The organism is Terrimicrobium sacchariphilum (assembly GCF_001613545.1).
In the GTDB taxonomy this organism is placed as follows: domain Bacteria; phylum Verrucomicrobiota; class Verrucomicrobiia; order Chthoniobacterales; family Terrimicrobiaceae; genus Terrimicrobium; species Terrimicrobium sacchariphilum.
Window position 1 is genome coordinate 2,995,888 of the sequence record NZ_BDCO01000002.1, and the last position, 22,651, is coordinate 3,018,538.

General features: G+C 60.9%; 24 protein-coding genes and 1 tRNA gene. 3 read left to right on the top strand and 22 right to left on the bottom strand.

The annotated features are described in order from the left end of the window. Nucleotides 1-36: 36 nt before the first annotated feature. From TSACC_RS14070 to TSACC_RS14080, 3 genes are read right to left on the bottom strand one after another with little or no spacing between them, the layout of a single operon-like run. Nucleotides 37-699, bottom strand: coding sequence for a hypothetical protein (locus TSACC_RS14070; protein ID WP_075079882.1), 663 nt, complete (start codon nucleotides 697-699; stop codon nucleotides 37-39). A gap of 47 nt (nucleotides 700-746) precedes the next feature. After that, nucleotides 747-1,439 (bottom strand): epoxyqueuosine reductase QueH, encoded by a 693-nt coding sequence (locus TSACC_RS14075; protein ID WP_075079883.1) that lies wholly within the window; start codon nucleotides 1,437-1,439, stop codon nucleotides 747-749. A gap of 11 nt (nucleotides 1,440-1,450) precedes the next feature. Further along, entirely contained in the window at nucleotides 1,451-1,915 is a 465-nt protein-coding gene (locus tag TSACC_RS14080; RefSeq protein WP_237763979.1) for a hypothetical protein, read from the bottom strand. Between the two features lie 60 nt (nucleotides 1,916-1,975). On the opposite strand from TSACC_RS14080, the gene TSACC_RS14085 reads away from it, so the two are divergent. The 3 genes from TSACC_RS14085 (at nucleotide 1,976) to TSACC_RS22555 (ending at nucleotide 2,871) form a co-directional block, all read left to right on the top strand. Next, nucleotides 1,976-2,332, top strand: a complete 357-nt coding sequence (locus tag TSACC_RS14085; protein ID WP_075079885.1) for a hypothetical protein — start codon at nucleotides 1,976-1,978, stop codon at nucleotides 2,330-2,332. 142 nt (nucleotides 2,333-2,474) lie between these two features. After that, nucleotides 2,475-2,549, top strand: a tRNA-His gene (locus tag TSACC_RS14090). 187 nt (nucleotides 2,550-2,736) lie between these two features. Further along, nucleotides 2,737-2,871 (top strand): hypothetical protein, encoded by a 135-nt coding sequence (locus tag TSACC_RS22555; RefSeq protein ID WP_269084879.1) that lies wholly within the window; start codon nucleotides 2,737-2,739, stop codon nucleotides 2,869-2,871. A 6-nt stretch (nucleotides 2,872-2,877) separates the two neighbouring features. Here the strand turns inward: TSACC_RS22555 and TSACC_RS14095 are convergent, their stop codons facing one another. From TSACC_RS14095 to gspG, 19 genes are all read right to left on the bottom strand, one after another. Beyond that, nucleotides 2,878-3,753: a peptidylprolyl isomerase gene (locus tag TSACC_RS14095; protein ID WP_075079886.1), complete on the bottom strand. Its 876-nt coding sequence runs from the start codon at nucleotides 3,751-3,753 to the stop codon at nucleotides 2,878-2,880. Next, complete coding sequence (locus TSACC_RS14100) at nucleotides 3,734-4,408, bottom strand: phage major capsid protein (protein ID WP_153811431.1); 675 nt, start codon at nucleotides 4,406-4,408, stop codon at nucleotides 3,734-3,736. The genes TSACC_RS14095 and TSACC_RS14100 overlap by 20 nt, the downstream gene beginning before the upstream one ends. Further along, a complete protein-coding gene (locus TSACC_RS14105) occupies nucleotides 4,408-7,119 on the bottom strand; it encodes a putative porin (RefSeq protein WP_237763980.1) in 2,712 nt (903 codons plus the stop codon). The genes TSACC_RS14100 and TSACC_RS14105 overlap by 1 nt, the downstream gene beginning before the upstream one ends. Before the next feature lie 5 nt (nucleotides 7,120-7,124). Beyond that, nucleotides 7,125-7,823 (bottom strand): TonB family protein, encoded by a 699-nt coding sequence (locus tag TSACC_RS14115; protein ID WP_075079889.1) that lies wholly within the window; start codon nucleotides 7,821-7,823, stop codon nucleotides 7,125-7,127. Nucleotides 7,824-7,829: 6 nt separating this feature from the next. Continuing rightward, nucleotides 7,830-8,231, bottom strand: a complete 402-nt coding sequence (locus TSACC_RS14120; RefSeq protein ID WP_075079890.1) for an ExbD/TolR family protein — start codon at nucleotides 8,229-8,231, stop codon at nucleotides 7,830-7,832. Nucleotides 8,232-8,235: 4 nt separating this feature from the next. Then, nucleotides 8,236-10,059, bottom strand: coding sequence for a DUF2341 domain-containing protein (locus TSACC_RS14125; RefSeq protein WP_084400472.1), 1,824 nt, complete (start codon nucleotides 10,057-10,059; stop codon nucleotides 8,236-8,238). Between the two features lie 8 nt (nucleotides 10,060-10,067). Beyond that, the gene (locus TSACC_RS14130; protein WP_084400473.1) at nucleotides 10,068-11,750 is read right to left on the bottom strand and encodes a ShlB/FhaC/HecB family hemolysin secretion/activation protein; all 1,683 of its coding nucleotides are present in this window, start codon (nucleotides 11,748-11,750) and stop codon (nucleotides 10,068-10,070) included. An 89-nt stretch (nucleotides 11,751-11,839) separates the two neighbouring features. After that, entirely contained in the window at nucleotides 11,840-12,241 is a 402-nt protein-coding gene (locus TSACC_RS14135; RefSeq protein WP_153811432.1) for a hypothetical protein, read from the bottom strand. Next, nucleotides 12,238-13,470, bottom strand: coding sequence for a type II secretion system F family protein (locus TSACC_RS14140; RefSeq protein ID WP_075079893.1), 1,233 nt, complete (start codon nucleotides 13,468-13,470; stop codon nucleotides 12,238-12,240). The genes TSACC_RS14135 and TSACC_RS14140 overlap by 4 nt, the downstream gene beginning before the upstream one ends. Nucleotides 13,471-13,472: 2 nt before the next feature. Further along, nucleotides 13,473-15,179, bottom strand: a complete 1,707-nt coding sequence (locus TSACC_RS14145) for a GspE/PulE family protein (protein WP_084400474.1) — start codon at nucleotides 15,177-15,179, stop codon at nucleotides 13,473-13,475. A 3-nt stretch (nucleotides 15,180-15,182) separates the two neighbouring features. Continuing rightward, on the bottom strand, nucleotides 15,183-17,525 hold the full coding sequence (locus tag TSACC_RS14150; RefSeq protein WP_075079894.1) for a secretin GspD/PilQ domain-containing protein: 2,343 nt from the start codon (nucleotides 17,523-17,525) through the stop codon (nucleotides 15,183-15,185). Then, entirely contained in the window at nucleotides 17,522-18,115 is a 594-nt protein-coding gene (locus TSACC_RS14155; protein ID WP_075079895.1) for a hypothetical protein, read from the bottom strand. The genes TSACC_RS14150 and TSACC_RS14155 overlap by 4 nt, the downstream gene beginning before the upstream one ends. Beyond that, nucleotides 18,112-18,654: a GspMb/PilO family protein gene (locus TSACC_RS14160; RefSeq protein WP_153811433.1), complete on the bottom strand. Its 543-nt coding sequence runs from the start codon at nucleotides 18,652-18,654 to the stop codon at nucleotides 18,112-18,114. The genes TSACC_RS14155 and TSACC_RS14160 overlap by 4 nt, the downstream gene beginning before the upstream one ends. Continuing rightward, the gene (locus TSACC_RS14165) at nucleotides 18,651-19,832 is read right to left on the bottom strand and encodes a PilN family protein (RefSeq protein ID WP_075079897.1); all 1,182 of its coding nucleotides are present in this window, start codon (nucleotides 19,830-19,832) and stop codon (nucleotides 18,651-18,653) included. The genes TSACC_RS14160 and TSACC_RS14165 overlap by 4 nt, the downstream gene beginning before the upstream one ends. Next, the gene (locus TSACC_RS14170; protein ID WP_075079898.1) at nucleotides 19,829-20,743 is read right to left on the bottom strand and encodes a type II secretion system minor pseudopilin; all 915 of its coding nucleotides are present in this window, start codon (nucleotides 20,741-20,743) and stop codon (nucleotides 19,829-19,831) included. The genes TSACC_RS14165 and TSACC_RS14170 overlap by 4 nt, the downstream gene beginning before the upstream one ends. After that, a complete protein-coding gene (locus tag TSACC_RS14175; protein ID WP_075079899.1) occupies nucleotides 20,740-21,378 on the bottom strand; it encodes a type II secretion system protein in 639 nt (212 codons plus the stop codon). Before TSACC_RS14175 ends, TSACC_RS14170 begins: the two co-directional genes overlap by 4 nt. After that, nucleotides 21,365-21,739, bottom strand: a complete 375-nt coding sequence (locus tag TSACC_RS14180) for a type IV pilus modification PilV family protein (RefSeq protein WP_169809647.1) — start codon at nucleotides 21,737-21,739, stop codon at nucleotides 21,365-21,367. The genes TSACC_RS14175 and TSACC_RS14180 overlap by 14 nt, the downstream gene beginning before the upstream one ends. A gap of 18 nt (nucleotides 21,740-21,757) precedes the next feature. Further along, a complete protein-coding gene (locus TSACC_RS14185; RefSeq protein WP_084400477.1) occupies nucleotides 21,758-22,306 on the bottom strand; it encodes a prepilin-type N-terminal cleavage/methylation domain-containing protein in 549 nt (182 codons plus the stop codon). Then, on the bottom strand, nucleotides 22,212-22,649 hold the full coding sequence (gene gspG, locus TSACC_RS14190) for a type II secretion system major pseudopilin GspG (protein ID WP_075079902.1): 438 nt from the start codon (nucleotides 22,647-22,649) through the stop codon (nucleotides 22,212-22,214). The genes TSACC_RS14185 and gspG overlap by 95 nt, the downstream gene beginning before the upstream one ends. Nucleotides 22,650-22,651: the final 2 nt, after the last annotated feature.

Here is a 22,651-nt window from a genome sequence, read left to right on the forward strand (position 1 = left end):
GCCAAAACCAAATTTTTCCCGCGGCCCGGCAGCCTTCTAGAATCCGGGGTTCGGCGGGCCTCCGACCGGCGCGTAAACTGCGGAATTCGCTCCCGGAACAGGACGCTGAACGACCGTGCCCGACCTGTCATAGCTGCGCACAGGAGTGGCATCGACAAACGTGACAACACCCACGCCGCCCTTATCATCGGCCAGCGCAATATACTGAACCAGACGATCTTGCTTCGGGAAGTCCCACTCGCCGTTAAACTTTGCATATTTGGGCTGGAGGTCGCCCATCTCGGTCTGGAGCGGCACATTCGGCCCCGTCTGGTTCGGAGGACCGAACTTCTTGATCAGGTAATCCCGCAAGCCATCCCACCCGCCCGCCGTAGTGAGGCTGTTCACTCCGGGGCCCTTGAAATACCGCAACTCCAGCTTCACCAGCTTGCCATCGACGAAATAAGCAATCGCCCGGGTGATGTACGGATTGGGATTCTCGATCTCGTAAACATTCCGCCCCGGTCGGCCAAAAGGCATCTTTTGCGCCTGGGGAAACAGCTTCTTAATCGTCTTCTCGTTCTCGCCAATCTTCAGACCGTTCAGGTTGACCTCACGGACGAATTGCTCTCCCGCCTTGTGAGACCCGGGCTGCACGGTCTCGCATCCCGTCATGACAAGGCACAGGGCGAGGATCGAAAGCGCGGTGAAATGCTTCATGCGGCGGAGGCCTTAACAAATCGCTTGCCCGAGGGCAATGCTGCCCTTCAGGCGGCGGGCTGGCTGTCCACCTCGGGCCCGTAATACTTTTCCCCGATAACGATCTTGGGCCGCCCCTGGGCGACGCGCCATTTGTTGGAATCCCGGAGCGAGTAGATGCACCCGCAGTATTCCTGCATGTAAAACCGCTCCTCTTTGGAAATCTCGAGCATTCGCTGCGAACCGCCCTGCTTGCGCCAGTTGTAGGTCCAGTAGGTCAGACCGGGGTACTTTGCCGCCGCGCGCTCCCCGCATTCATTGATCTGCTCCATGCTCTTCCATCGGGAAATGCCGAGACAGCTTGTGATGACGGAGAAGCCATTCTCATGGGCGTAAAGCGCCGTGCGTTCAAACCGCATATCGAAACACATCGTACACCGTGCGCCCTTTTCCGGTTCCCACTCCATGCCCTTGGCCCGCACAAACCAATCATCCACATCGTAATCGGCGTCGATGAAGGGAATGCCGTTCTTCTCGGCGAAGCGGATATTCTCCTCCTTGCGCAGGTCGTACTCCTCGCGGGGATGGATGTTTGGGTTGTAGAAATAGATCGTATAGTCGATGCCCGAGGCCTTGATCGCCTCCATCACCTCGCCCGAGCACGGGGCGCAACACGAATGCAGGAGCACCTTGTCGGCATCCCCTGGAGGGCGGAGTTGCGGGCGGGTGAAATTGCTGCGGTCGAGAGGGTTCTGGCTCATGGGACTGGGGTCTATTTCTTCAATACGATCATCTCTGCGTCAATCGCGGTGATCGTATTCGTATAGGGCTGGACGTAGCCCGGTTGGTAAACGGGAACAAAATTCGTGTACGTGTAGGACTTCCCGTTCTTGCAGTACGTACCCGTCACCGGGACGTAATCAAACTGTGGCGGCACCTGAAAATACGCCGTCTGCGTGTTGCTGCTGACATCCTTCAAGACGACCGCATCCGCGCCATGGATCTGGGCATTGTAGATCATGCTTTTGCGCATGAAGTTCCACCCATTGTAGCTCTGAAAAGCCAGCCGACCTATAGTGGTGTAGCCGTCCCTCGGCGGCTTGCCGATGATCGGGATAAAGGCATCCGGTGGCTTGGGCGGATACGCCTTCATCGTATACGGGATGTAAAACTGCTCGGTGGACTTCACCGAGGCACACCCCGAGAGGAAGCCGATCGCAATTAGAGCGAGGGCCATCCAGAACCCGGTTGAAAAGCGGGCTGCCATGGTGTTTACTATACTCGTCTGGAGACACCTATGAAAACGAAATCGGCGATCGTGGGATTTCTGGCTCTCGCCGCTGCTACGACCGCTTTTGCAGGCGGCCCACAGTTCGCTATTTCCATCAATACGGGGCCAGTTTGCCGCCCGGCTCCGATTTGCGCTCCGGCGCCTGTCGTCTGCCGCCCGATCAGCACCTATTACGGATGTCCCTCCCCCGCTTTTTACGCCTGGGGGCCATCTGTCGTCGTGGTTTCCCAACCCGGCACCACAGGATTTTCCACCGTCCCGAGCTACGCTCCAGTGGCTGCGCCTGTCTATCGCGTGCCACCGCCCGTGATCCAAACCCAGCCGATCACGGTCTATCCCTCGACCTTCGGGTGGCGAAAATAACTTCCCCCGAGTAGAAGCGGTCTCGTCGGTACGTTCGACGGGGCCGCTCTTTTTTGCCGTCTAGACGCAACAACGCGTTGACAATCGGCGACAAACACAGGATTCTCTCCCACCCATCGCCTCACGGCGCTGGTTCGCAATGGTGGCCGTAGCTCAATGGTAGAGCTCCAGATTGTGGTTCTGGCTGTTGCGGGTTCGAGTCCCGTCGGTCACCCCACCTTAATCTCCTAAAGATCAGTGATTCATGGAGAATTTTCAAAAGGTTGTCGAAACGATAGGAATGGCTAGAAAACGACCGGAAAAGCTTTAAAAGCATCCCAAAAAAGTCCCACTAAAAAGCCCTATTCTCCCCGAGACGGCAAACTCCAGCAGAATAGGAATCAGCTCACGAGTGCCTCAATTCCATGCCCGAAGAGTTCGAGGCGTTGAAAACCAAGATAGAGACAGGAGACCAGCAGAGCCGTCTTGCTCTGCAAGAAGAAATCTGTCCGTGCGTGGAGAAAACCATCCAAGGCAAGCCGGTGAAGATCTTGGGTTAGGCATCACTATTTACCGGTCTCTCTCGATATCAGTGTGTCCAGAGCGAGTTCGTTGAGGGAGACGGGGTTCTTTTGCTGGAGTTGGGCGAGGTAGGCTTCGCGGTTGGATTTGGCGCGTTCGGTGCGGAGGACTTCGATGAGGCGGGGTTTGACTTCGTCCAGGGTGGCAGTGCGGGGTTCGCGGACGTCGAGGACTTTTATGATGTGCCAGCCGTCGGGGAGGCGGATGGCCTCGGTGACGGCGCCCTTGCTGGCATTGGCGAGGCGGTCGCGGAGCTCGGGCTGGACGGCGGCGGCGGTGAGCCAGCCGATTTCCCCTCCGCGCGCGGCGCTTTGGGCTTCCTGGCTCTTGTCCTTGGCGATGGCGGCGAAGTCGGCATTGGCGGCCTTGAGCGCCTTGGTTACGGCGTCAAGGTTGGCTTGACCGTTGGCGTCATCGGCTCCGATGAAGATCTGGGCGAGCTGGTATTGTTTGGGGAGCTGGAGCTGATCCTTGCGGGCGTCGTAGGCGGCCTTGATCTCGGTTTCGCCGGGGTAGTTGTCGGGCACCTTGGCGACGGTGACGAGGTAGTCCTCGGCGATGGCGTTTTTGCGCAAACGCTCAAGCTGCTCGACGACCTCGGGGCGCTTGTCCCAGTTGGCCGAGAGGGCTTCCTTGAGCAGCACCTGCTGAAGGATCAACGAACGCACGACCTGGTTGAGGAGGGCGGGGTTCCTGGTCAGGGCGGCGCGGTCATCGGCGGAAAGGGACGCGAGGTAGGGTGCGAGGTCTTTGGCCTTGAGCTCGGTGTCGCCGACCTTGGCGATGATGGTGGTGGCGTCCTGCGCGCGCGCGGTCAACGCGGCGGCGAGGAGGAGGATGCTAATGGTTACTGCTTTCATGGCTGCTGGAAGTTGGGCTGGTGGTACTGCTGCTGGTACTGGAAATACGCTGGTCGACGAGCTTGTCCTGATAATCCTGCATGAGGGTCTGGAACTTCGCCCGCGTCATGCCGACAAACGGCTCGCGGGCGAGGATGGCCTCGCCAAGCCCGAACTTCTCGTAACGGTCGAGGATCTCGGTACCGACCTTGTACATCTGGACGTTCTTGATCTGCTGGTCGGCCACGATGCGGTCGAGCTTGATGATCTGCGCGGCGGCCTTGGCCCGCTCGGCCTCCTTCTTCTGGGCCAGCGCGGTGGCTTCGTTGTAACCGCGCTTCCACTGGTCGACGGTGGCGTTGAGCTTCTGGATGACGACGCCCTGCTCCTCCAGCCGGGTGTTGAGCTCGGCGATCGAATTGGTCGAGGCGTTCTTGTCCTCGATCATCTGCCTGGTCAGCTTGTCGTTTTGGGCGGTGAGTTCCTTCACCTTGGCGTCGCTGGCGATCTGGGCGGCCTGGGCGTTGGCGAGCTGACCTTGCACGTCGCGCATCTGGAGCATGGTGTTGCGCAGGGCTTCGCGGAGCTTGGCGACCACGGGGTCTCCCTCCTCCGCGCCCGCCGCATGGAGCAGCGCCGGGCTAAGCAACAACAGGACGGCTAATATCTTTTTCATTAGAACTTGGCGTTGAGGTCGAACTGGAACACGTCGACCTTGTAGGTCGGACCGGCGATGTTTTCCGCGCCGTACCAGCGCACGGCCAGCCAGACATTGGGGTTTAGCGCGACGGCTGCACCGACGGTGTAGCCCTGCATATTGGTGCCTCCGAGGCCGAAGTCGGAATCGTTGAACCCGTCGACCACGGAGTCGGAGCCGATGTAGCGGTAGCCGCCGGAAATGTACCAGTCCCACGCCTTGGCCAGCGCAGGCGTGCCGACGCGCAGCTCGACGTTCCAGCCGTACGGGCTGCCCTCGAAGTCGCCGATGTTGTCCAGCTCGGTCGTATCAACCGCGCCACGGTTATTGACCGCGATCTCGTTGATCGCGCTGCTGTTGAAAGCGAGGTTCTGGACGTACTCGCCGATGAGCGAAACCTGGACGGGTTCCCAGCCATTGTAGTCAATACGCGCGGTCACGGTGAAGTCCTGGAACTTCGTCGCGAGTCCGTAGTACTGCCACTGGTTGATTGTGCCATAATCGTTGCTTGCATCCGGCACGATGTTGCGCAGGGCCATGTAGGTATTGCCCTTCTGGGCAAAGGACGGACGGCTGTTGTCCGTGTTGCCCGCGTCGTTAATGTTCTGCGGTGTGTAGGGATCGGAGAGCTTGCCCTCGATGTTGTAGAAGTAGTAGTAGGCCGCGCCAAACTTCACCTTCCAGTCCTTGGCCGGAGACCAGTCAAAGCCGAGCTGGCCGCCGAAGAGGAACTTGTCGTAGCTGGCGAACTTCTGCGGCTGGTTGGACGAGAAGTTCAGGTCGGTGTTGTAGACCGGGAAGGCTCCGCCCACGAGCCATGGGGTAAACCCGTCGAAGACCTGGTAGCGCGCCACCATGGCCGCGCCGTCAAAGCCGAGGTCGTCATCCCAGATGAGCGAGGTGTTGAAGAAGGGATTATCGAAACGACCGCCGATGACGGAGAGACTGCGGTCGTCATCCTTCGCGCTGACTTCGTATTTCAGATAGGCACGGTCGAGCCAGATGGCGTATTTGCTGAACTGGCCGCCCTGTCCGTTGTTGTTCAGGCCGATGGTCTGGTTGGTCGTCACCGGGGAATTCGTCTCGCCGGTGGCGATGCGAAATCCGGTGGTGAAGTTATCCGTCAGATCCATCTCGGCTCCGCCACGTACGCGGATGCGGAAGCGGTTGCGGTTCTGATCGGCGTTGTACTGCGGCGAAAACTGGTCGCCTGCGGTGTTGAAGGGCTGGCCGGTGTTGATGGCGTTGAAGTTCGGAAACGCGCCGGTCACGTCGTTGCCATCGGGATAGAAGATGCCTTCGTAGCGCAGGCGCAGGTCAAAGAAGGGATGGACGCGGTTGACCCAGGCAGGGAGGAAGCTCGCGACATTCGGACCGCCGAGCAGCGGCTTGCCGGAGGCGCGGCTCTCGTTGACCAGCTCCATTTTGATGTCTTCTTTAATCTGCGTTTTGACCGGCTCGGGGATGTAGGTCACGCGCACATCGCTGTCGGATGGCGTGGGTCCGGCCTGCGCTTGCGCGACTGCGCCCTGATCGCTCACGGCCTGGGCGGCGGCGACCTGCGCGATGGCAAACATGTCGGCCTGGGCTTGCGCGCGGGTGGCTTCGGCTTCCGCCTCGGCCTGTGCGATCATGTCCTTGGCATCCTCCTTGGTGAGGAGGCCGCGCTGAACGAGCTTGTTGATGAGGTTGATCGTCACGCTCTCAGAGGCGGGACGCTTGTCCTGCGCGCTGGGCAAAGCGAGGTTGGCGGACTCGGCGGCTGCGGCGACGTCGGGCACCGGCTCGTTTTGCGGTGCGGCGGCGGTGTGTGCGGGCTGAGGCGCTGGCGCGGCGGGAGCCTGCGGAGCAGGTTCTTCAACCGGCTGCGGTTTAATCGCGGCGACAGGTTGCGGCGGTGCGGTGGGAGCAGGAAATGCGGAATCCAGTGTAGCCGGGGCGGGTGCAACCGACGGGGTCGGCGATGTGACAACGGCCTGCTGTCTGGCGGGATTCGGGAACACTTCCGCCGGGCGCTGATCCACCGGGGTTTCCTCCGGCGTCGGCGCGGGGGTGGCTTCGGCCACTGCCGGAGCACTCGGTGCAGGTGTGTGAGTGGCTTCGCTAACGACAGGGGCAACGCTCGGGGCCGCGATGGCCTCGGCGACAGCCGGGGTCGGCGCAACTGGAGCGGGCGTCGCTTCCGCCACGGCAGGTGCTGGCGTCGTTTCAACCGGCGAAGGCACAGGTGTTGCCTCGGCCACAGGACTGGCCGGGGTCGGCGTAAAGTCGATCAGCGGTTTCGGTGTCGGGGTGTTAAGATAAACCGGAGTCGTGGCGGCAAGAGGCGCCGGGGTCGGCGTAGCCACGGGCTCGGGGGTTGCGGCGGGTTCCGGCGTGGAAATCGCGTCTGGAGCCGGAGTCGCTTCCGGGGTGGCCGTGGGCACCGGGGTGCCGAGCGGCCACGGCTCGGGGGTGGACAATGAGGTCGAGGCGGTCGGGGTCGCGACCGGGGTGGCCGTCGGGGCGGCGGCCGGAGTGGGCTCGGCGTAATCGAAAATGATGCGGGTGCGTCCGCCGCTCTGATTGATGATGGGCGACGGAGCCGGACGGGCAGAATCCTGAGCATGCGCGCCGATGAGCGGAGCTACTCCACCCGCAAGCAGGAGGAGGCAATTCATCATTCGGCGTGGGTTGGTCTGTCTCTTCATGAAAACTAATTGGGTCGGCGCGCGGTGATGCGCATCACGATGGGCATGGGCATCCCGTCAGGCGGCGGCTGGCTGAGTTGCAGACCCGTGAGCACTTCGCGCTCGAGGGCCTGGTCGATGGCGGCGTCTCCGCTCGTCCCGCTCACCTTGGCGCGCGTCACGCGCCCGTTGCTGTCGGCCCAGATCCGCACCTGCACGGTCAAGGCCGAGCTGCGCAGCTTGCGATGCCGTTGCATCGCCTCGAGCACGCGGGCCTGGACCTGCCCGGCGTACCAGCCGTATTTGGTTCCGCCTCCCCCGCCCTTGCCATTGCCACGGCCTCCGATGAGACCGTTGCCGGTGCCGGACAGGCCAAAGCTGTTGGGGCCATCGCCCTGCAACGCCGTGCCCATTGCGGGCGGCGGATTGTCGGGCGGCTGCGGCGGCTCGGGCGCGGGTTTTTCCTCGGGTTGAAACTCAGGCTGTTTGGTCTGCTCCGGCGGCGGTTCCTGCGGCGGGGGCGGCGTCGGCGGCGGAGGGGTTGGTGGTGGCGGCGGGGGCGGCAGCGGCGGCATGATGCTCATCACGCTGGCGGTCGATTTGCGCTTCTTGCCTTCCTTCGGTCCGAAGACGACCCATCCGCCGACGACAAGCGCCAGCACGCCCACCGCGATGATGATCACGCGGTAGCGCTGAAAGAATGTGGGTGTGTCTTCGTCCTGCATGAGGGTCTATTTGCTGGCTTCGGTGGCGAGGCCGACCTTGGTCAGCCCGAGGCGCCCAACGACGTTGAGAACGTCCATCACGCCCTGATAATGCGTGAGCCGGTCGCCGCGGATGACGACGGGAAAATCCGGGAACTTCGCCTTGTGCTGGCTGAGCTTTTGCTCCAACTCGGGCAGCGTCACGGGCACGGTATCGAGGAAAATCTTTCCTTCGTTGTTCACCGTGATGGCTTTGCTCTTGGGACCTTCCAGCGCCGGGCTCTTGCTTGCCTTCGGGAGATCGACCTTCACGCCCTGCACGCCCGCCGTCGTCATGATGATGAAGATCAGTAGCAGCACGAGGTAGAGATCCACCATCGGCGTGACGTTGATGTCGTCGTAACTCTTGTTGTCTCCTCCGGCGTCCATTTCCTTATTCCGGCGTGGGGTAGAACTCCGCCATCTTGGTCACGAACTCGTCGATGAAGGTCTGCATCGTGCTGACCGTTTCCTTGATGCGGGTGCTCAGGTAGCTGTAGGCAAAGAGCGCCGGAATGGCCACGAGCAGACCAGCGACGGTGGCGAGAAGCGCGCCCGCGATGCCGGGGGCGATGGAATTGACTTCCACCTCGCCCGTCTTGGCGATGGTCGCAAACGTAATCATAACGCCTATGACCGTGCCGAGCAGTCCGAGATAGGGACCGCCTGCGATGCTGATGGTCAGGAAAACGAGCTTGCCGTTGAGCTTCTGCACCTCGCGTACGAGGCCGCCCTCGAGGCTGGCCCGGATCGCCTGGATGGACCGCGCGGAGAGTCCCTTGTTTTTGTCTTCCTTGATGCGGTGGCTGATCTCCTGCGAGCCGATGTGATAGATGTGATAGAGCGGGCTTTGCAGCATGAGCTTCTGCTGCTTGACGCTGGCTCCGCCGAGAGCCTTCACACTGGCCTCGTCAGCGTGGTCGATCTTCGTCAGGTCGGAAGACACCTCCTCCCACTGCTGGATGAACTGGTCGGTGCCTTTCTTGACCTGGTTGAGATAGACAAACTTCTGCACCGCCACGGTCCACCCGAGGATGGCCATGATCGAGCACAGGGCGATGACCGCCCAGCCGTCGAAGGTGAGCGACTTGCTGATGTCGCCGAAGATCGACACGTGCTCCATGATGTTGTCGAGCGTGCTATGGCCTTCTCCGCCCTCGTCTTCGCCGGGAACGAGCAGCTTCGTGCTGGCGTCGCTTCCGCCTTGGTTGATCGCTGTGAATTTCACCCAGCCGACAGGACGTGCGATCTTGGAGATGACAAGTTCGTCGAGCTCGCCCACGAATCCGCCGGTGGCATCGGGGCCGGTCGCACCCAGATAGGACGGGCCGTTGATGGCGGGCACCTTGGCGTCGAGCGTGGCGTAGTCCGCGCCGTCGACGAGCAGCTTGATTTTCGCTCCATCGGAAACGACCGCGAGGTTCTTCCAGGTCGCGGCGGGCAGCGGCTGGCCTGCTGCCGTGCGCTTGACTCCGCTGGCGTCGGTCACTTCCACAAACGGCGCGCCGTTGTCGACTCCGATGCGGAAGCCATTGCCACCCGCCGTGCGGTTGAAGAGGGTCGCGTTCGCCGCGGGCGTGCTTTCCTTGATCCACGCCGACCACGTAAAGGCCTGGCCGTCGGACCATTCCAGCGAACTCGATCCCGGCAAAACCAGCGGATTCGCTCCCAGCAGGCGCAGGCCGCCACCGATGAGCGCTCCCTCGGACGCCGTCCCGGCGTTTTCCGCCGTATTGCCTGCTTCGCTCGCGTCCTGCGGCGCTCCGGCTCCGGCAAAGTGATACACCAGCACGGTGTCGGCGTCGTACGTGCCCTTGACGGCCTTGGCGTCGAGCGCCGTGGCCTCGGCATTCCCGCTGTAGAGCCAGAAGGTTGTTTTCGCCCCGGGCTTGATCTCGGGCGCCTTGACCCAGACGAAGGCTTCGTTCAGCAGCCCGTCCCATTTCTCGATCTGGTGCGGCAGCACGGTCTTGTCGTCCTCGGCCACGAACCGCAGGTCGCTTCCATCCTCCTTGACGGCTCCAAAGTTGAAATTCCCGCTGTGCAGCCTCACCAGCACCACGCCCGGACCCACCGGCTCCGAGATGTCTCCGCCCTGCGCCGTCGGGTCGATCGTGAACGATTTGCGCGCCGTCCAGTCCTTGTCCCACCACGCGCTTCCCGTTGCAAGGGTCACCCCCAGCATGGCCATGGTCATTATGAATGTTCTTACCTGCATAGAAATTTTTACAGTTCTCCCCAGACCCGGAACGACAGCAGCGGGTCGTACGCCGTGTTCGGGCTTTGCGTGATGAATGGCACTCCCAGCACCACTGAGCCGTTGAGGTGTTCAAAGAGCTTGATCGTGCTGCCGAACCCCGCGCTCGCCAGACTGAACTCGTCCTGCTGCTCGGGCAGCGGGTCGTTTACCCAGGCCACGCCTCCGTCGAGGAATCCAAACACCCGCCATTCGTTGCCCTCCGGCGCCCACCACAGCAGCGACGGACTCCGCAACTCCAGCGTTCCGGCAAAGGCGCTGTCGCCCAGCACCGCACTTTCCAGATACCCGCGCACGGTGTTCAAACCGCCGAGCGCAAACTCCTCGGTATCCACCAGCGGCTGCGCGCTGGCCTGTCCCTGAACCAGTCCATACGCCTGGAAGCCCCATGGAAGATCCAGCGTGTTGCCCAGGCTGCCTCGGAAGTAGAAGAAGCTCGCGTCCGACGCGTACCGGCGGTTGTCGAAATCCGTCTCGTCGCTGCCGATCCCCCGAAAACTCCACGTCACCCCTCCGCTAAACTCCGTCTGGTAGTTCTTCCCCACCCACGCCGCCGTGTAGCTGAGCGAGAACGGAAAATACTGGATCGGCGATCCCGTCGTTGCCCCGTTGATGCTCAGGTCCTGCGTGAAGTCCTTGTAATCCGCCCCGAAACTCGCCGAGTGAAAAAAGCCCTTTTTCCCCGGCAGGTCGAAGAGCAACCGCCCGCCGATGACCGAGCCATTTCCCGCCACGGCGGAACCACCCAGGGTCGACACGTTGCTGTTCTGCCGGATGGCCTGCGCCATCACGCTCAGCCAGTCCACCCCCGGCACCGGCGCGATGTAATACCCGGAATAAATCAGCGCGTCCTGAATCCGCTGCGGTGCGATCTGAAATCCAAACCCGATCGTGTGTCCCAGCTGCCACAGGTTGTCATACCGCAGGCTCAAATCCAGCCGCAGCGGCGTCGTGTTCGCGCTGTAGCGGTTGTTCAACTCCACACTCCCGTGCAGCGGAAACTTGTCCTTAACAACGAGATTCACATCGACCGTGCCGGGCATGACGCCCGCAGCGAGAGAGGGCGTAACCTGGAGATCGCCGGATTGGTTGAGTGCAATGATTTCCCGCTCCACCTTGTTAAAGTTTGGCAAAGTGCCCTGGGCCAGCGAAGGAACCCGGGCCTTGATCTTGTTAATATCGTAGAAGCGCGACCCGTTGATGCGGAGACGCCCGACAGGAGCCTCGGTGACCTGAAGAAAGACAACGCCATTAGCGGCGCGCTGCATCGGAACGCTAACCGAAACCGTCTGAAAGCCCTTGTCGCGATAGGTTTTCTCCAGCGCGGCGCGAGCACCTTCCACATCCTGCGCCGTGCGACCCGGCCCGAGATAGCCATAGACCGCCTCCTCAACTGAACCCCGATCCAGCGCCTTCGACCCCACCACGCGATATTCACGGATATAGAGAGTCGCGTCCTCGGCAGGCGGCTGTGGCGCAGCCTGCTGATCGGCAGAAGGTTGCTCCTGAGCAGGCGCAGTGGTTTCCTGAGCCGAGGCAGGCAGACTCAACACCCCCGAGAGGCACAGGCCAGCGAGCACGCCGCAGCGAAGCGACGTACCGACGACGCGAGCGCGGCGGAGAGTTGAACTGTGAAAACACGGCCTAGGCATGAACGCCTAATCTGACCGTGCGCGCTAAAACCGGTCAAACGGCCACAGGTTACGGTTTTGTAACAAACCCCTCAGGCCTGTCGTGATGCCTAATCCGGGATAGCTAGCAATATGTAATAATCACCGCGCACCTGCCCGGCGGGGAAAACGAATCCCTGTTTTTTGTCGGGAGAAGCGTAGAGATGCACCTGAAAGGTCCAGTCGCCATTGAGATGCACTGGTCGCCCGTCCTTCGTCATCTTGAGCTGGCCAGTGCCATTGCGCTCCGAGGTTTGCACCATGGGGTCGGGCCAGGTGCACATGCTCTTGATGACTCGGGCGTAGGCCTTGCGGGTGGCATCATCAGCGCCATCGAAGTTGAAACATTGCGCGAGGGCGGCGGAGTTTTGCGTCTTGATCGCCGACTGAATGTTGAAAATCAGCTCTGCCCGCGTCGACGCGCCGAAGAGTGCGCAGGGCAACAAGAGGAACGCGAGAAGCAGTCGCATCATTGCGGTCGAAGGCTGGCGACGGACGATAGGATACCCGTGATCATGGAATAGGCGACCACGCCGACGAAGATGGCAACGACGAAAATGGTGAGCGGCTGGATAAAGGCGGTGAGACGCTCGATCTGGTGCGCAAACTCCCGATCGTAGCGCTTGGCACCGCGCTGGAGAGAGGCTGCAAGGTCGCCGCTTTGTTCGCCCACGGTGACGATATCGCAAAGCATGCCGGGAAAGAAGGGCTGGCTGCGCAGGGTGGCGGCGAGGGAAGCCCCCTCGCCCACTCTCTCGACGATCGCCGAGAGGAGTTTCTGAAGATAGACGTTGCCCGTGGCGTGCTGGAATAGGGTGAGGGCATTGAGCAGCGTGACGCCATTGTTCAGGAGGGTGGCAAGGGTCTGGCAAAACTCAGCAAGGAACTTACCGGTGAGGATGCCACCGATGAGTGGAATGCGAAGTTTGAACTGGTCCCATGTCGCCCGCCCCTCAGCGCTGCGTTTCCACCCCCAGAAACCGATGATGAGGGCGACCAGAGCAGCGAGAACGAAGATGCCGTAGTGCGTGATGAAGTCGCTCGTGTTGATCATCATCTGCGTCATGAGGGGAAGCTTTTTTCCAGTCTTGCCGAGCAGGACGGTGAGCTGGGGCAGGAGGAAGGTCATAAAGATGACCATAAGCAGTATGCCTGCGGCAAAAACGATGCTCGGATAGATGAGCGCGGCGACGATGCGCTTGCGCAGGTCGAGAATGACCGCAAGGTACTCGGACTGGCGCTTGAGGATCTTGGGCAGAGCCCCGGCGGCCTCGCCTGCGGCGACAGTGCTGCAAAAAAGCTCGGAGAATCCGGTGCCACAGCGCCGAAGGGCATTGGAAAAACTCACCCCATCGCGCACCTCCTGACGGAGAAAAGCAGAGGCCTTGGCGATGTTGGGGCTGTCCTTGCTCGACTCCATCACCCGCAAAGCGGGATCAAGCTGGAGGCCGGAGTCGAGAAGCTCCGAAAGCTCCTCGGTAAAAAGGAGGAGCTCATTCGCGGAAAGTCGTCCTGTAAACTCGACCGCGCCAGGAGATCTTTTCACCGCAGTCGTATCTCCTCCCTCGCCTGCACGTTCGATGGCGATCGGGCGAAGCTGGCGGGAAATCAAACGCTGGTAGGCTTCGGCCTTGGAACGGGCCTGCAACGTGCCGGACTCCACCCCGCCAGGACCAGCAGCCTTGTAGGAAAAGGTTTCCATCGTCAGCTCTCGGCGGCAACCTCCGATTCGGCGCTGGTCACGCGAAGCACCTCGGCGGGCGACGTCAAGCCGTCACGCACGCGCATCCAGCCGTACTCGCGCAGAGTGATCATACCCTCCTCGCGGGCGAGGCGGCGGAGATTCTTGAAGGTGGCCTTTTGCTGGATGAGCTCCTGGAGATTGGGGCTCACGAGGCAGATTTCATAAAGCGCGGTGCGGCCGCGGTAGCCAGTGCCGCGACAGGCCTCGCAGCCGCCGGGTTCATAGACCAGATGGCCGTCCGGGACAAAAAGACCGGCGGACTCCCACTGCTTTGGCGAGACCGGGCGGCGGCACTCATGGCAGAGGCGACGTACCAGACGCTGGGCGATGAAGGCCCGGACGGCAGAACTGATGAGGAACGGCTCGACGCCGACATCCATGAGCCGTGTGATACCACCAACGGCGTCATTCGTGTGCAGGGTGCTGAAAACGAGGTGACCGGTGAGGGCTGAGCGTACAGCGATCTCCGCGGTTTCCAGGTCGCGCATTTCGCCGACCATGATCACATTGGGATCACCACGGAGCACACTGCGCAGGGCGTTGGCAAAGGTGAGGTTGATCTCCGGACGAACGGCGATCTGAATCACACCAGGGAGCTTGTTTTCCACCGGGTCCTCGATGGTGACAATGCGGCGCTCCTTGGTATTGAGCGACGAGAGAAAGGTATAAAGGCTGGTCGACTTGCCGCAGCCGGTGGGGCCGGTAACGAGAACGATGCCATTGGGCATGGCGAGGAGGCCGCGAATGACATTCTCGGAGGCTTCATCGAGACCGAGCCGGGAAAAGTCAAAACGTTCCTGCCCCAGCAACCGGAGGCTGATGGTTTCGCCGGTGACCGACGGAATGGTAGCCACGCGGACATCGATGGGTTTGCCGGAGAGTTCGAGGTTGATGCGACCATCCTGCGGGATGCGGCGCTCGGCAATGTCGAGGCCCGCCATGATCTTGATACGCGAAAGAACGGAGGCCTGGAGGAGCTTGATCTTCTGGGGGACGGGAACCTCGTGAAGGACACCGTCAATGCGGTAGCGGATGCGGAGGTCGGTGCCCAGCGGCTCGACGTGAATATCAGTGGCGCGCTCGTTCAGCGCCTCTCGCATGATCTGGTTGACGAACTTCATCACCGAGGCCTCCGAGTCCTCGCTGTCGAGGACGTTCACCTCCTCGGTGGCTTCCAGGTGGTCGAGGTCCTGGCGGCCCTCGAGGAGCTCCTCAAAGGTCTCCGCGCCGACGCCGTAGCGCTCACGGATGGCATTGACGACGAACTTGCGCGTCGAGGCGACAAACTGTACGCGGTGCTGCGGAAAGGCCTGGCGCACGGCGGACAGCGCCACGATGTCCAGTGGATCATACCCCGCGAGGGTGATATGCGCCTTGGCCATCGTGATCGGGACAAGGTGATACCTCAGCGCGAGCCTGGCGGGAAAATGCTCGTTCTGCGGATCGAGGGTATTCGACGGGGCGAACCACTCCACACCGAGCTGATTGGCAAGTGAGTGCAGAAACTCGGTTTCCGGCAGCCCGGTGATGTCCAGAACGCTGCGGATGGGCGACTGCTGGAGTTGGAGCGCGGATGCGACGCGGGTGCGAATCTCGGTGATGTCAGGAAAGCCCGACTCCTCACCGGCCCGGCTGAAGAACTCCACGAGTGAATCGCCGCCTAGCATGGGTCAGTTGGCCTGTTGCTGCTTTTGCTGGAGCTTGAGCTGGCGCTGTGCGGCCTTGCGCTCAGCCTCCTCCTGTTTCTGCCGGGCCTCCTCGGCCTTGCGCTGCTGCTCGGCACGCGGGGTGTCGGGGAGGATGGCCTTGCGGACGGGAATTTTGTCCTCGTACATGCTGGACTGGAAGCTCGTATTGCCCCGTTCAATCATATTGGCCTCCTTGAGCTTCGCGTCACTGTCGATGATGAAAGGTTGGATCATGACAATGAGCTCGCGGCGTGTGACATCTTTCTTCGTCGTGGAGAAGAGATAGCCGAGACCGGGGACGTCCTTGAGAAACGGGATGCCTGTTTGAATACGAGTCTCCTGATCAGTGATGAGTCCGCCGAGAACCACGGTGTTGCGATTCGGCACGGTGACAGTCGTGCGCAGTTCCTGCGTGCCGATGACCGGGACGCTGTTATTGGATATCTGCACCTGCTCCTGCACATTGTCGTTTTGCTGAGCGATCGTGAGGGTAACCTCGTTCTCGGAATTGATGAGCGGGATAACCTCCAGCTTCAATACGACATCCTTGTAGTCGATGTTCGATTGGAGCGCCGTAGAGTCCGTGGCAACATTCGAAGAAATGGCGGACGTGAGGGTGCTGGTGGGAACTGGCACCTGTTGACCGGAGCTAATAACGGCTTTCTTGTTATTCACCGTATAAACAACCGGACGGGAGATAACCTCGAACTTATTGCTCGTTCCGAGCGCACGCACCAGCACGTCGACCGAATCTCCGAATGAGCCAAAAACCGTGAGCCCAGAGAGAAGTGGAAGAGCGGTACTCGCGACCTGCGAAGCAGTAGCGGCAGCATCGGCGGCAGCAGAGACGACATTGGACGTGCCGGGAACGACATCAATCGAAGCACTACGCCCTTGAATCAGATTTCCCAAATTGGCTGCCGTTCCCTGGCCAAGGATCTTCAGGTTATCTGTATGAATGAGATAATCCACACCCGCCTCAATACCATCCCCCAGAGTCAATTGCCCAATGACCACTGCGAGGTAGATTTGCTTGGGCTGCTGGTCGAGAAGATCGAGTACTCTTGCAGCGCGATTGCGGCTCTCTGGAGGGCCGATGACGATGATTTTATTCACGCTGCGATCTGCAATGATGCGGGCATTACCCACGATCTTGGAAAGCGGAGCGGTACTTTCATTTGGATCCACGAGTTTGTCCGGCTTGGTCCCGCCAGACACACCCCCGCCGCCCTGGCCGAAGCCCCCTGAACCATTCTGACCGTTATTATTCGTGTTATTATTGTTATTATATGGACTGCTCTGGTCCGACATCCTGTTGTTTTGCTGTTCCGACTCAAACTCCTTCTGCTTCTCAGGATCGTCGGTAAGCATGTTGGCGAGGACGGGAAGTACATCCGCCGCACGTACGAACTTCAGAAAACGTTCATAGGGTTCCTCGAAGGAGGCTGCTCCGTCCAGGTCGGCGATGAGCTTACGGATGTAGGGCATCTGCTTCTCCGGGGCGATGACAAGGACGCGATTGGTGCGGACGTCGGCAAATATTTGCACGCCGTTGCCTCCGGCGGCCTTGATGGCGGTGGCATTGGATGTCGTGGGCGCGCCCCCTGCGGGTGGAGCGGCGGGACGGGGAGCGGAGGGGGAGCCGGAATTCTCAAAGATCGCGCCGAGCATGTCCTGCACCTTGGTGGCATCGGCCCGCTGAAGCGGAAAAAACTCGGTAAGCGTCGTGGCACCCTGCACATCGATGACCTTGCGCAGGTCGATAAGACGTTTCACCAGAGGAACATTCTCCGTGATGACCACGGCATTCACGTTCGGTACAGGAATGATCGAGCCGTACGAGCGCAGGACGACGTAGGAGTTGAAGACATTCACCGCCTCGTCGCTGGAGATGTGCGAAAGTGGCATGAAGTAGGAGATGACCTGATCGTTATTCGGCAGGCTGGAGGCCGGTCCGGAGAAAAGCGGCACAGCCTCGCTGCGTGGCTGCTTGGTGCTGCCGAGGATCTTCACCGTATTGTCGTCGACGGGAACGATGGAGTACCCGTTGAGCAGAAGGGCGGCCTCGATCATGCTGATCGCCTCCTCACGAGTGACAAAGTCGGGAGCCTCAATGGAGAGATTGGGCCCGGTGAGGGTGGCGTCGCGGATCAGGCGCTTTTTTGTCAGAGCCTCGTAAAACTCCAGCACGTCGCTGATCGGGTTATTAGGCAGTTGCAGCTTGGTGTCCCGCGGACTGGAGGTAGTGGTGCCGGGTGCAGGCATCTGGGCCATGGCCCAGGATGCAAGCAGGATGAAAACAAGAGCGGCGAGGAGAGGTCTCATCGGTTGGTGTTGGTTTGGTTGCCGAAATTAATCAGACGACGGCGATTGATTTGCCGGGGAGCCTGCGGCTGGGGTGCGGATCCCGGATTCTGCGAGGCTGCCTGAGCTGGAGGTTGCCCCCCCATGCCGGGAGGGCCTCCCCCAGGGCCAATAGGGGCGGGCGGCTGAGCAGGTTGATTGGCGACCTGAGCGACGCCGGGATCGTACTTCAGCGTGGCCTCCTCATTGCCCAGCCGGATGGTGACGGCGGCTTCCTTGAGACGGTCGGGATTCTGAATGGAGACGATTTGCACTCCGGACTGGTCCTTGCCATTGCCCACGACGACACGGGTGAGCGTGTTGCGATCGAGGAGAAAAATGAGCTGGCGGTCTCCGAGGGCGGCGAGGCCGGTAAGCGCAAATCTCTGCGCCAGGGCCGGTCCCTGAGCTGCAGCATCGGACGTGCGGGCAACGAACGGAGATTTCTCCCAGATGATCCGATAATAGGCCAGGTCACGCGTCTCGGGGGTAAAGTCGACCGGCTCCTCGGCCATGGTGACATCGACGAACGCAGCAGAAAGCAGAACCATCACGGAAAGGCGGGAGATCATGACGACTTGGCGACTCCTTCCATCTTTCCGATCTTGGTGACACGCAAGCGAACAATCATTGTGTCACCTTTATCGAGGCACTTGAGGTTCATCTCCTCAATGACGATGTAGCGACCAGGCTGCTGAATCGAGTAAAGCCAGCGGACGATATGCTCGAGGTCCGCCTTGAGGCTGAGTTCCAGTTCCATCCGGACGAGATCGCCTTCGTGACGGGACTCGCGGAGGCTCTGGGAATCAATGGTTATGCCCTCCTTTTGCAGGCTTTTCTGTATCTCCTCGGCAAACGCGGATTCCGTCTGCCATCCAGCGTAGGCCTGGGGTGGGTTTCCTTCCATCCAGCGCTGGCGAGCCTCCCAGATCGGGCGCTCGGCAACCACCGAGCGATACTCGACACCCATCGCACGGAGGTCGGAAAGTCGGGCGAGCGCCGCATTACGGGCACCCACATACCAGCGCAGGACGAAAAGATTGACGATGAGTGCAACAACGCACCCGAAGATCACAAGCAGGCGGGTTTCGCTGGGACTGAGCCTTCTCATCGCGATGTGCCGACGATCTGAAATCGTGCGGTGTTGTTGGGCAAGAGCGCCGGGGGTGGCATCTGCCAGTCAATATCGGTCATCCCGCTCTGATGGGAGACCGTTTCGAAATATTTGGCGGCGTGCGATGCGGAGATGGCCTCTCCCTCCACGGTGATACGCTCGGGAGTCACATCAAAGATGGTCAGGCGAATGCCTTGCGGTGGCAGGCTCTCAACGACTTGACGCAGGATCTCCAGCGGAAACCGCCTCGAGTCAATGCTGGGGCCAACAGATTGCCACTGTCGGATCATGGGCTGGATCTGTGTCGCCTCCGCGCGGAGCGAGTCGATATCGGCCGAGAGTCGCGTGCCCTGAATATTGAGCCAGACAAGATATCCACCCGCTATGAACACGAGAAGCGCGTAGGCGACAGCGACAGCCAGCCCGATGCGCCGGAACTGGGCGCGCCCCAGCCTGCGCCGCTCCGCCTCCACGGCAGAGGCAGGCCTCCAGTCACACTTCACCATTTCCAGCGCTGGCGGGCCGAGCGGGCGAACGACAGGAATGAACTCAAATCCAAGGTCAGAGACATTGAAACCATCATCGACCACCACTTGAGCCGGACGTCGGGAGATGAACCCGGAAGCCAGGAGCCCGAGGGTGGTGGATTTCAGCCAGGTCTGAATTTCCCTCCCGGTGGCAGCAGCGTCCCAGGTCGTCCAGTAAACCAGCGTCTTTCCGCGCGTGTAGGCGGCTACGATTTCCCCGCCCTCGCGCCAGACCGTCAGCGCATCTTCATCGAGTGGAAGCAACGATGCCGACACCTCGTAGCGCTGCGCGGCAACGTCGGGAAATCTCTTTTCGAAATCCGACGGGAAGACAGACACCACCACCAGCGTACGTCCATTTTCCTTGGTGACCTCACGTACGGAGACGTCGGCCAGGGCGCCTTCGGAGGCAAATCCCCTTACCTCCAGCTCCAGAAGAACCGAGGCCTCGACCACAGCTGGATCATCGGAGTCCAGCCACAACGGCACGGCCACCACTTGCCGGGCAGGCACGGCAAAAAGATCGCCTTCCCCAGCCACGGCCAGCTCAAGCGAACGTACGACGGGGGTCGACGGGATCGACTCCCATCGCTCCCAGCCGTTGCACCATTGCCGCACGACGCGGATGCCTGTGGCCTTTTTACTCATTCCTCCTCCCAACTAAACGGAGTGCCCTGCTTGCGGTCGAGCACAGAGGTGATGCGGTAGCGGGTTCCACCGAGGATTCCAACACTTTCGACCCGTGTCGGCTCGGAGGTGAGTTGGAAATTCTGGAGCATGGTCGCTGCCCGCTCAGGATCGATCCCGGCAGCCTCGGCGATCCAGCTTATATCCTTGATCGTGGGATCATCTGGAGTGCCGGGAAGTCGGTCGCCCCCATTGCGGATCTCGAGAACAGCTTCAGCCTGCGTAGCGGTCAGGCCAGCGGCCTCCAGCACATCCGCGGAGGCATCCTGAATGTCGATCTTTCCATTACCGTAGACGGTGAAAAAATCTTTCCAATCGGGTTTCACGCGGGCCACTGCATCCATTCCGCGCACGCGCGACATCTCATTGACGGAACGAAAGTTACGATTTTCCGGCAGCGAATACTGGTCCTGTCCCAGGAGTTGCTCTCTCTCCGCGCCGTTGAGACGTGCGAGGCCGTCGCGATCCACCCAGTCGCCAAGGGAATCCGTGACGATTCGCACCTCCTCATCGGAGAGTCCCCAAAGACGAAAGAGACGCTCAAGGATGTGGCTGTCCCGGTCGGCGAGAACGGTGTTGATGTTGATCCGGGAAGCTTCTCCGACAATCCGGACGTGCCATTCGCCACCGGAGGGAAGAGTTTGGTTAAAGAACTCGCTGTCGCGCTCCAGCTTGGGGTTCATCCCGTGAGCCATGCCAGAGAGTGCGAACTCACGTGCCTCGAAGCGCTTTGCCCGCACTTTCTCGGTGTCGACGTCGGCATCCACCACGCGCGCGAGTGTCACAACGACGATGGCCACGATGGCGACACACCACAAGGTAATGAGCAGCGCCGCGCCACGCGAAAGCCTGAGGTCGAGGTGGGCGGTCATCGGTCGCGAGGCGGGCGATCGGAGGCCCGGGTCAGAATGGGAACGCCAAAAGTAAACTCCGATGTCGAGCCATCGGTAAGGGTCAGCTCGAAAACCACAAAGACCGGGCGGCCCGAGTTGCCATCCCATGTCTCCTGGAGGATAGGCTGCCCGGCAAGGCCGAATCTCCACCGTACTGAACGAACGTCGGGCAGGAGCGGAATCCACGTGGCAGCTGCGATCTCCTTTTCGCGCTCCTCACCGATGGGCGAGCGAAAGTTGGCCATGGAGATCGTGAAGGCGCCACGCCCATCGGGCAGGGCCGCGATGGCAAGACCGGCTCCGGTTCCGCCAGTCTGAAAGTCCATGAAATCCGGCGCCGGAAAGATGAGCAACTCCACCGCCGGGCCACCCTTGGCATCACGCACACGCAGGTCGATGCGGGCATCGGGCGGGAGATTGACGAAGAGCGTGCGGAGGAGCGCCTGAAAAGAGTCGATACGGGCGCCCTGGAGCCGCATGGTGGTGACTTCGCGCGCTGAGATGGTCGAGACGGTGACGACGGTAAAAATGCCTCCCACGAGCAGCATGAACACCACCATGGCAATGAGCACCTCAACGAGAGTAAAGGCGCGTCGGGGACTATTGCTTCGCATTGAAGGCGAGATGGGAGACATCCCATTCATAGTTTTTGCCACTCTCCTTCCAGGCCGCAGTGACACGGATACGCCAATACCCTCCCATCAAGGTCAGGTCGGCGGCTTTGATCTGCTCGCTGGTGATCTCCGAGGTATAGGTGATGCCATCGCGGTCCTCCGTCTGGCGACCGGCGATGAAAGGCGGGGCAGAAAGACGGGCCAGACGGTTCTGCAGCTCGGTGCGAATGGCCTGCTGACGCAGGGTCTCACGAGCGGCGTCGGTGGTGACATTGAGAGCAAAAAGCAACCCTAGCACGGCAAAGGCGAAGACAGCCGTGGCCACCAGCACTTCCATGAGGGTGAATCCCCTCGTTGACATACGCTCTCTCATGGGGAGCTAGAGCGAGTACCGCTCCTCCATGATGTCGCCGGTAAGCGGGTCGACATCCACCTCCAGCCAATAGTCGCCATCCTCGACCCGCACGGTCGCGGGTGAGACCACCCCACAGGGCAAGATCCGCCACACCTGACCGCGAGCGCGTTCCATCTTGCCTCCAGGAAAGCGGATAGACATACGCACCCCCGGCACATCCAGGCGACCTGCGAGAGACTTCTGGTTCACCATGAGGCCGTCGGAGTGGCACTGAATTAAAACATCGCGGCCGGCGGCCTCGGCAGCGAGGCGATTGGAACGCACGAAGGCCACGATATCATCCATCGCATGGCGGAGCTTGCGTTCGGAAAGCGACGGCGCAGCCAGCGGGATGAGGGCAATAAAGATGATCGCTATGATTGCCAGGGCTACAATCACCTCGATGAGGGTGAAAGCCCGATGGCTGTCTGCGGTGCCTCTAGTTCTTGGGCACGTCATCCTCACTCGGCTTGCGGTCGGGTCCCAAGGAGTAGAGGTCAAAGCCGCCGGCGTTTTTCTTACCCGGGAACGCATACTGGTAAGGGGTGCCCCAGGGATCGAGTGGCACGGCTTTCAGGAGTTGCCGCCATTTGCGCGGGACAGGTTCGGTCGAGGGCCGTACTACGAGCGCCTCGAGGCCCTGGGCCGTGGTCGGGTACGTGTAGTTCTGCATCTCGTACAGGCTGAGCTGCTGCTTGATGGCCTGAATGTCGGAGTCCACTCGCTGGTCTTTTGCGGTATCCACGCTGCCAACGAGCATGTAGATGGCCGACCCGGCGAGCACAGCAATGATGCCGAGCACGATCATGATCTCCACCAGCGTGTAGCCGGATTGTAATGAGGGCCGGGAGGCAGAAAACGAAGAAGAGATGCTCATGA

Coding starts and splice junctions, on each gene's coding strand:
- TSACC_RS14085 (WP_075079885.1), top strand. CDS start 1,976: ATGAAAACGAAATCGGCGATCGTGGGATTTCTGGCTCTCGCCGCTGCT.
- TSACC_RS14120 (WP_075079890.1), bottom strand. CDS start 8,231: ATGGACGCCGGAGGAGACAACAAGAGTTACGACGACATCAACGTCACG.
- TSACC_RS14100 (WP_153811431.1), bottom strand. CDS start 4,408: ATGAAAAAGATATTAGCCGTCCTGTTGTTGCTTAGCCCGGCGCTGCTC.
- TSACC_RS14175 (WP_075079899.1), bottom strand. CDS start 21,378: ATGCGAAGCAATAGTCCCCGACGCGCCTTTACTCTCGTTGAGGTGCTC.
- TSACC_RS14150 (WP_075079894.1), bottom strand. CDS start 17,525: ATGAGACCTCTCCTCGCCGCTCTTGTTTTCATCCTGCTTGCATCCTGG.
- TSACC_RS14140 (WP_075079893.1), bottom strand. CDS start 13,470: ATGGAAACCTTTTCCTACAAGGCTGCTGGTCCTGGCGGGGTGGAGTCC.
- TSACC_RS14095 (WP_075079886.1), bottom strand. CDS start 3,753: ATGAAAGCAGTAACCATTAGCATCCTCCTCCTCGCCGCCGCGTTGACC.
- TSACC_RS14070 (WP_075079882.1), bottom strand. CDS start 699: ATGAAGCATTTCACCGCGCTTTCGATCCTCGCCCTGTGCCTTGTCATG.
- TSACC_RS14135 (WP_153811432.1), bottom strand. CDS start 12,241: ATGATGCGACTGCTTCTCGCGTTCCTCTTGTTGCCCTGCGCACTCTTC.
- TSACC_RS14155 (WP_075079895.1), bottom strand. CDS start 18,115: ATGATCTCCCGCCTTTCCGTGATGGTTCTGCTTTCTGCTGCGTTCGTC.
- TSACC_RS14145 (WP_084400474.1), bottom strand. CDS start 15,179: ATGCTAGGCGGCGATTCACTCGTGGAGTTCTTCAGCCGGGCCGGTGAG.
- TSACC_RS22555 (WP_269084879.1), top strand. CDS start 2,737: ATGCCCGAAGAGTTCGAGGCGTTGAAAACCAAGATAGAGACAGGAGAC.
- TSACC_RS14165 (WP_075079897.1), bottom strand. CDS start 19,832: ATGAGTAAAAAGGCCACAGGCATCCGCGTCGTGCGGCAATGGTGCAAC.
- TSACC_RS14075 (WP_075079883.1), bottom strand. CDS start 1,439: ATGAGCCAGAACCCTCTCGACCGCAGCAATTTCACCCGCCCGCAACTC.
- TSACC_RS14115 (WP_075079889.1), bottom strand. CDS start 7,823: ATGCAGGACGAAGACACACCCACATTCTTTCAGCGCTACCGCGTGATC.
- TSACC_RS14105 (WP_237763980.1), bottom strand. CDS start 7,119: ATGAAGAGACAGACCAACCCACGCCGAATGATGAATTGCCTCCTCCTG.
- TSACC_RS14160 (WP_153811433.1), bottom strand. CDS start 18,654: ATGAGAAGGCTCAGTCCCAGCGAAACCCGCCTGCTTGTGATCTTCGGG.
- TSACC_RS14185 (WP_084400477.1), bottom strand. CDS start 22,306: ATGCGTTCCCGGGTAAGAAAAACGCCGGCGGCTTTGACCTCTACTCCT.
- TSACC_RS14180 (WP_169809647.1), bottom strand. CDS start 21,739: ATGTCAACGAGGGGATTCACCCTCATGGAAGTGCTGGTGGCCACGGCT.
- TSACC_RS14130 (WP_084400473.1), bottom strand. CDS start 11,750: ATGCCTAGGCCGTGTTTTCACAGTTCAACTCTCCGCCGCGCTCGCGTC.
- gspG (WP_075079902.1), bottom strand. CDS start 22,649: ATGAGCATCTCTTCTTCGTTTTCTGCCTCCCGGCCCTCATTACAATCC.
- TSACC_RS14170 (WP_075079898.1), bottom strand. CDS start 20,743: ATGACCGCCCACCTCGACCTCAGGCTTTCGCGTGGCGCGGCGCTGCTC.
- TSACC_RS14080 (WP_237763979.1), bottom strand. CDS start 1,915: ATGGCCCTCGCTCTAATTGCGATCGGCTTCCTCTCGGGGTGTGCCTCG.
- TSACC_RS14125 (WP_084400472.1), bottom strand. CDS start 10,059: ATGCAGGTAAGAACATTCATAATGACCATGGCCATGCTGGGGGTGACC.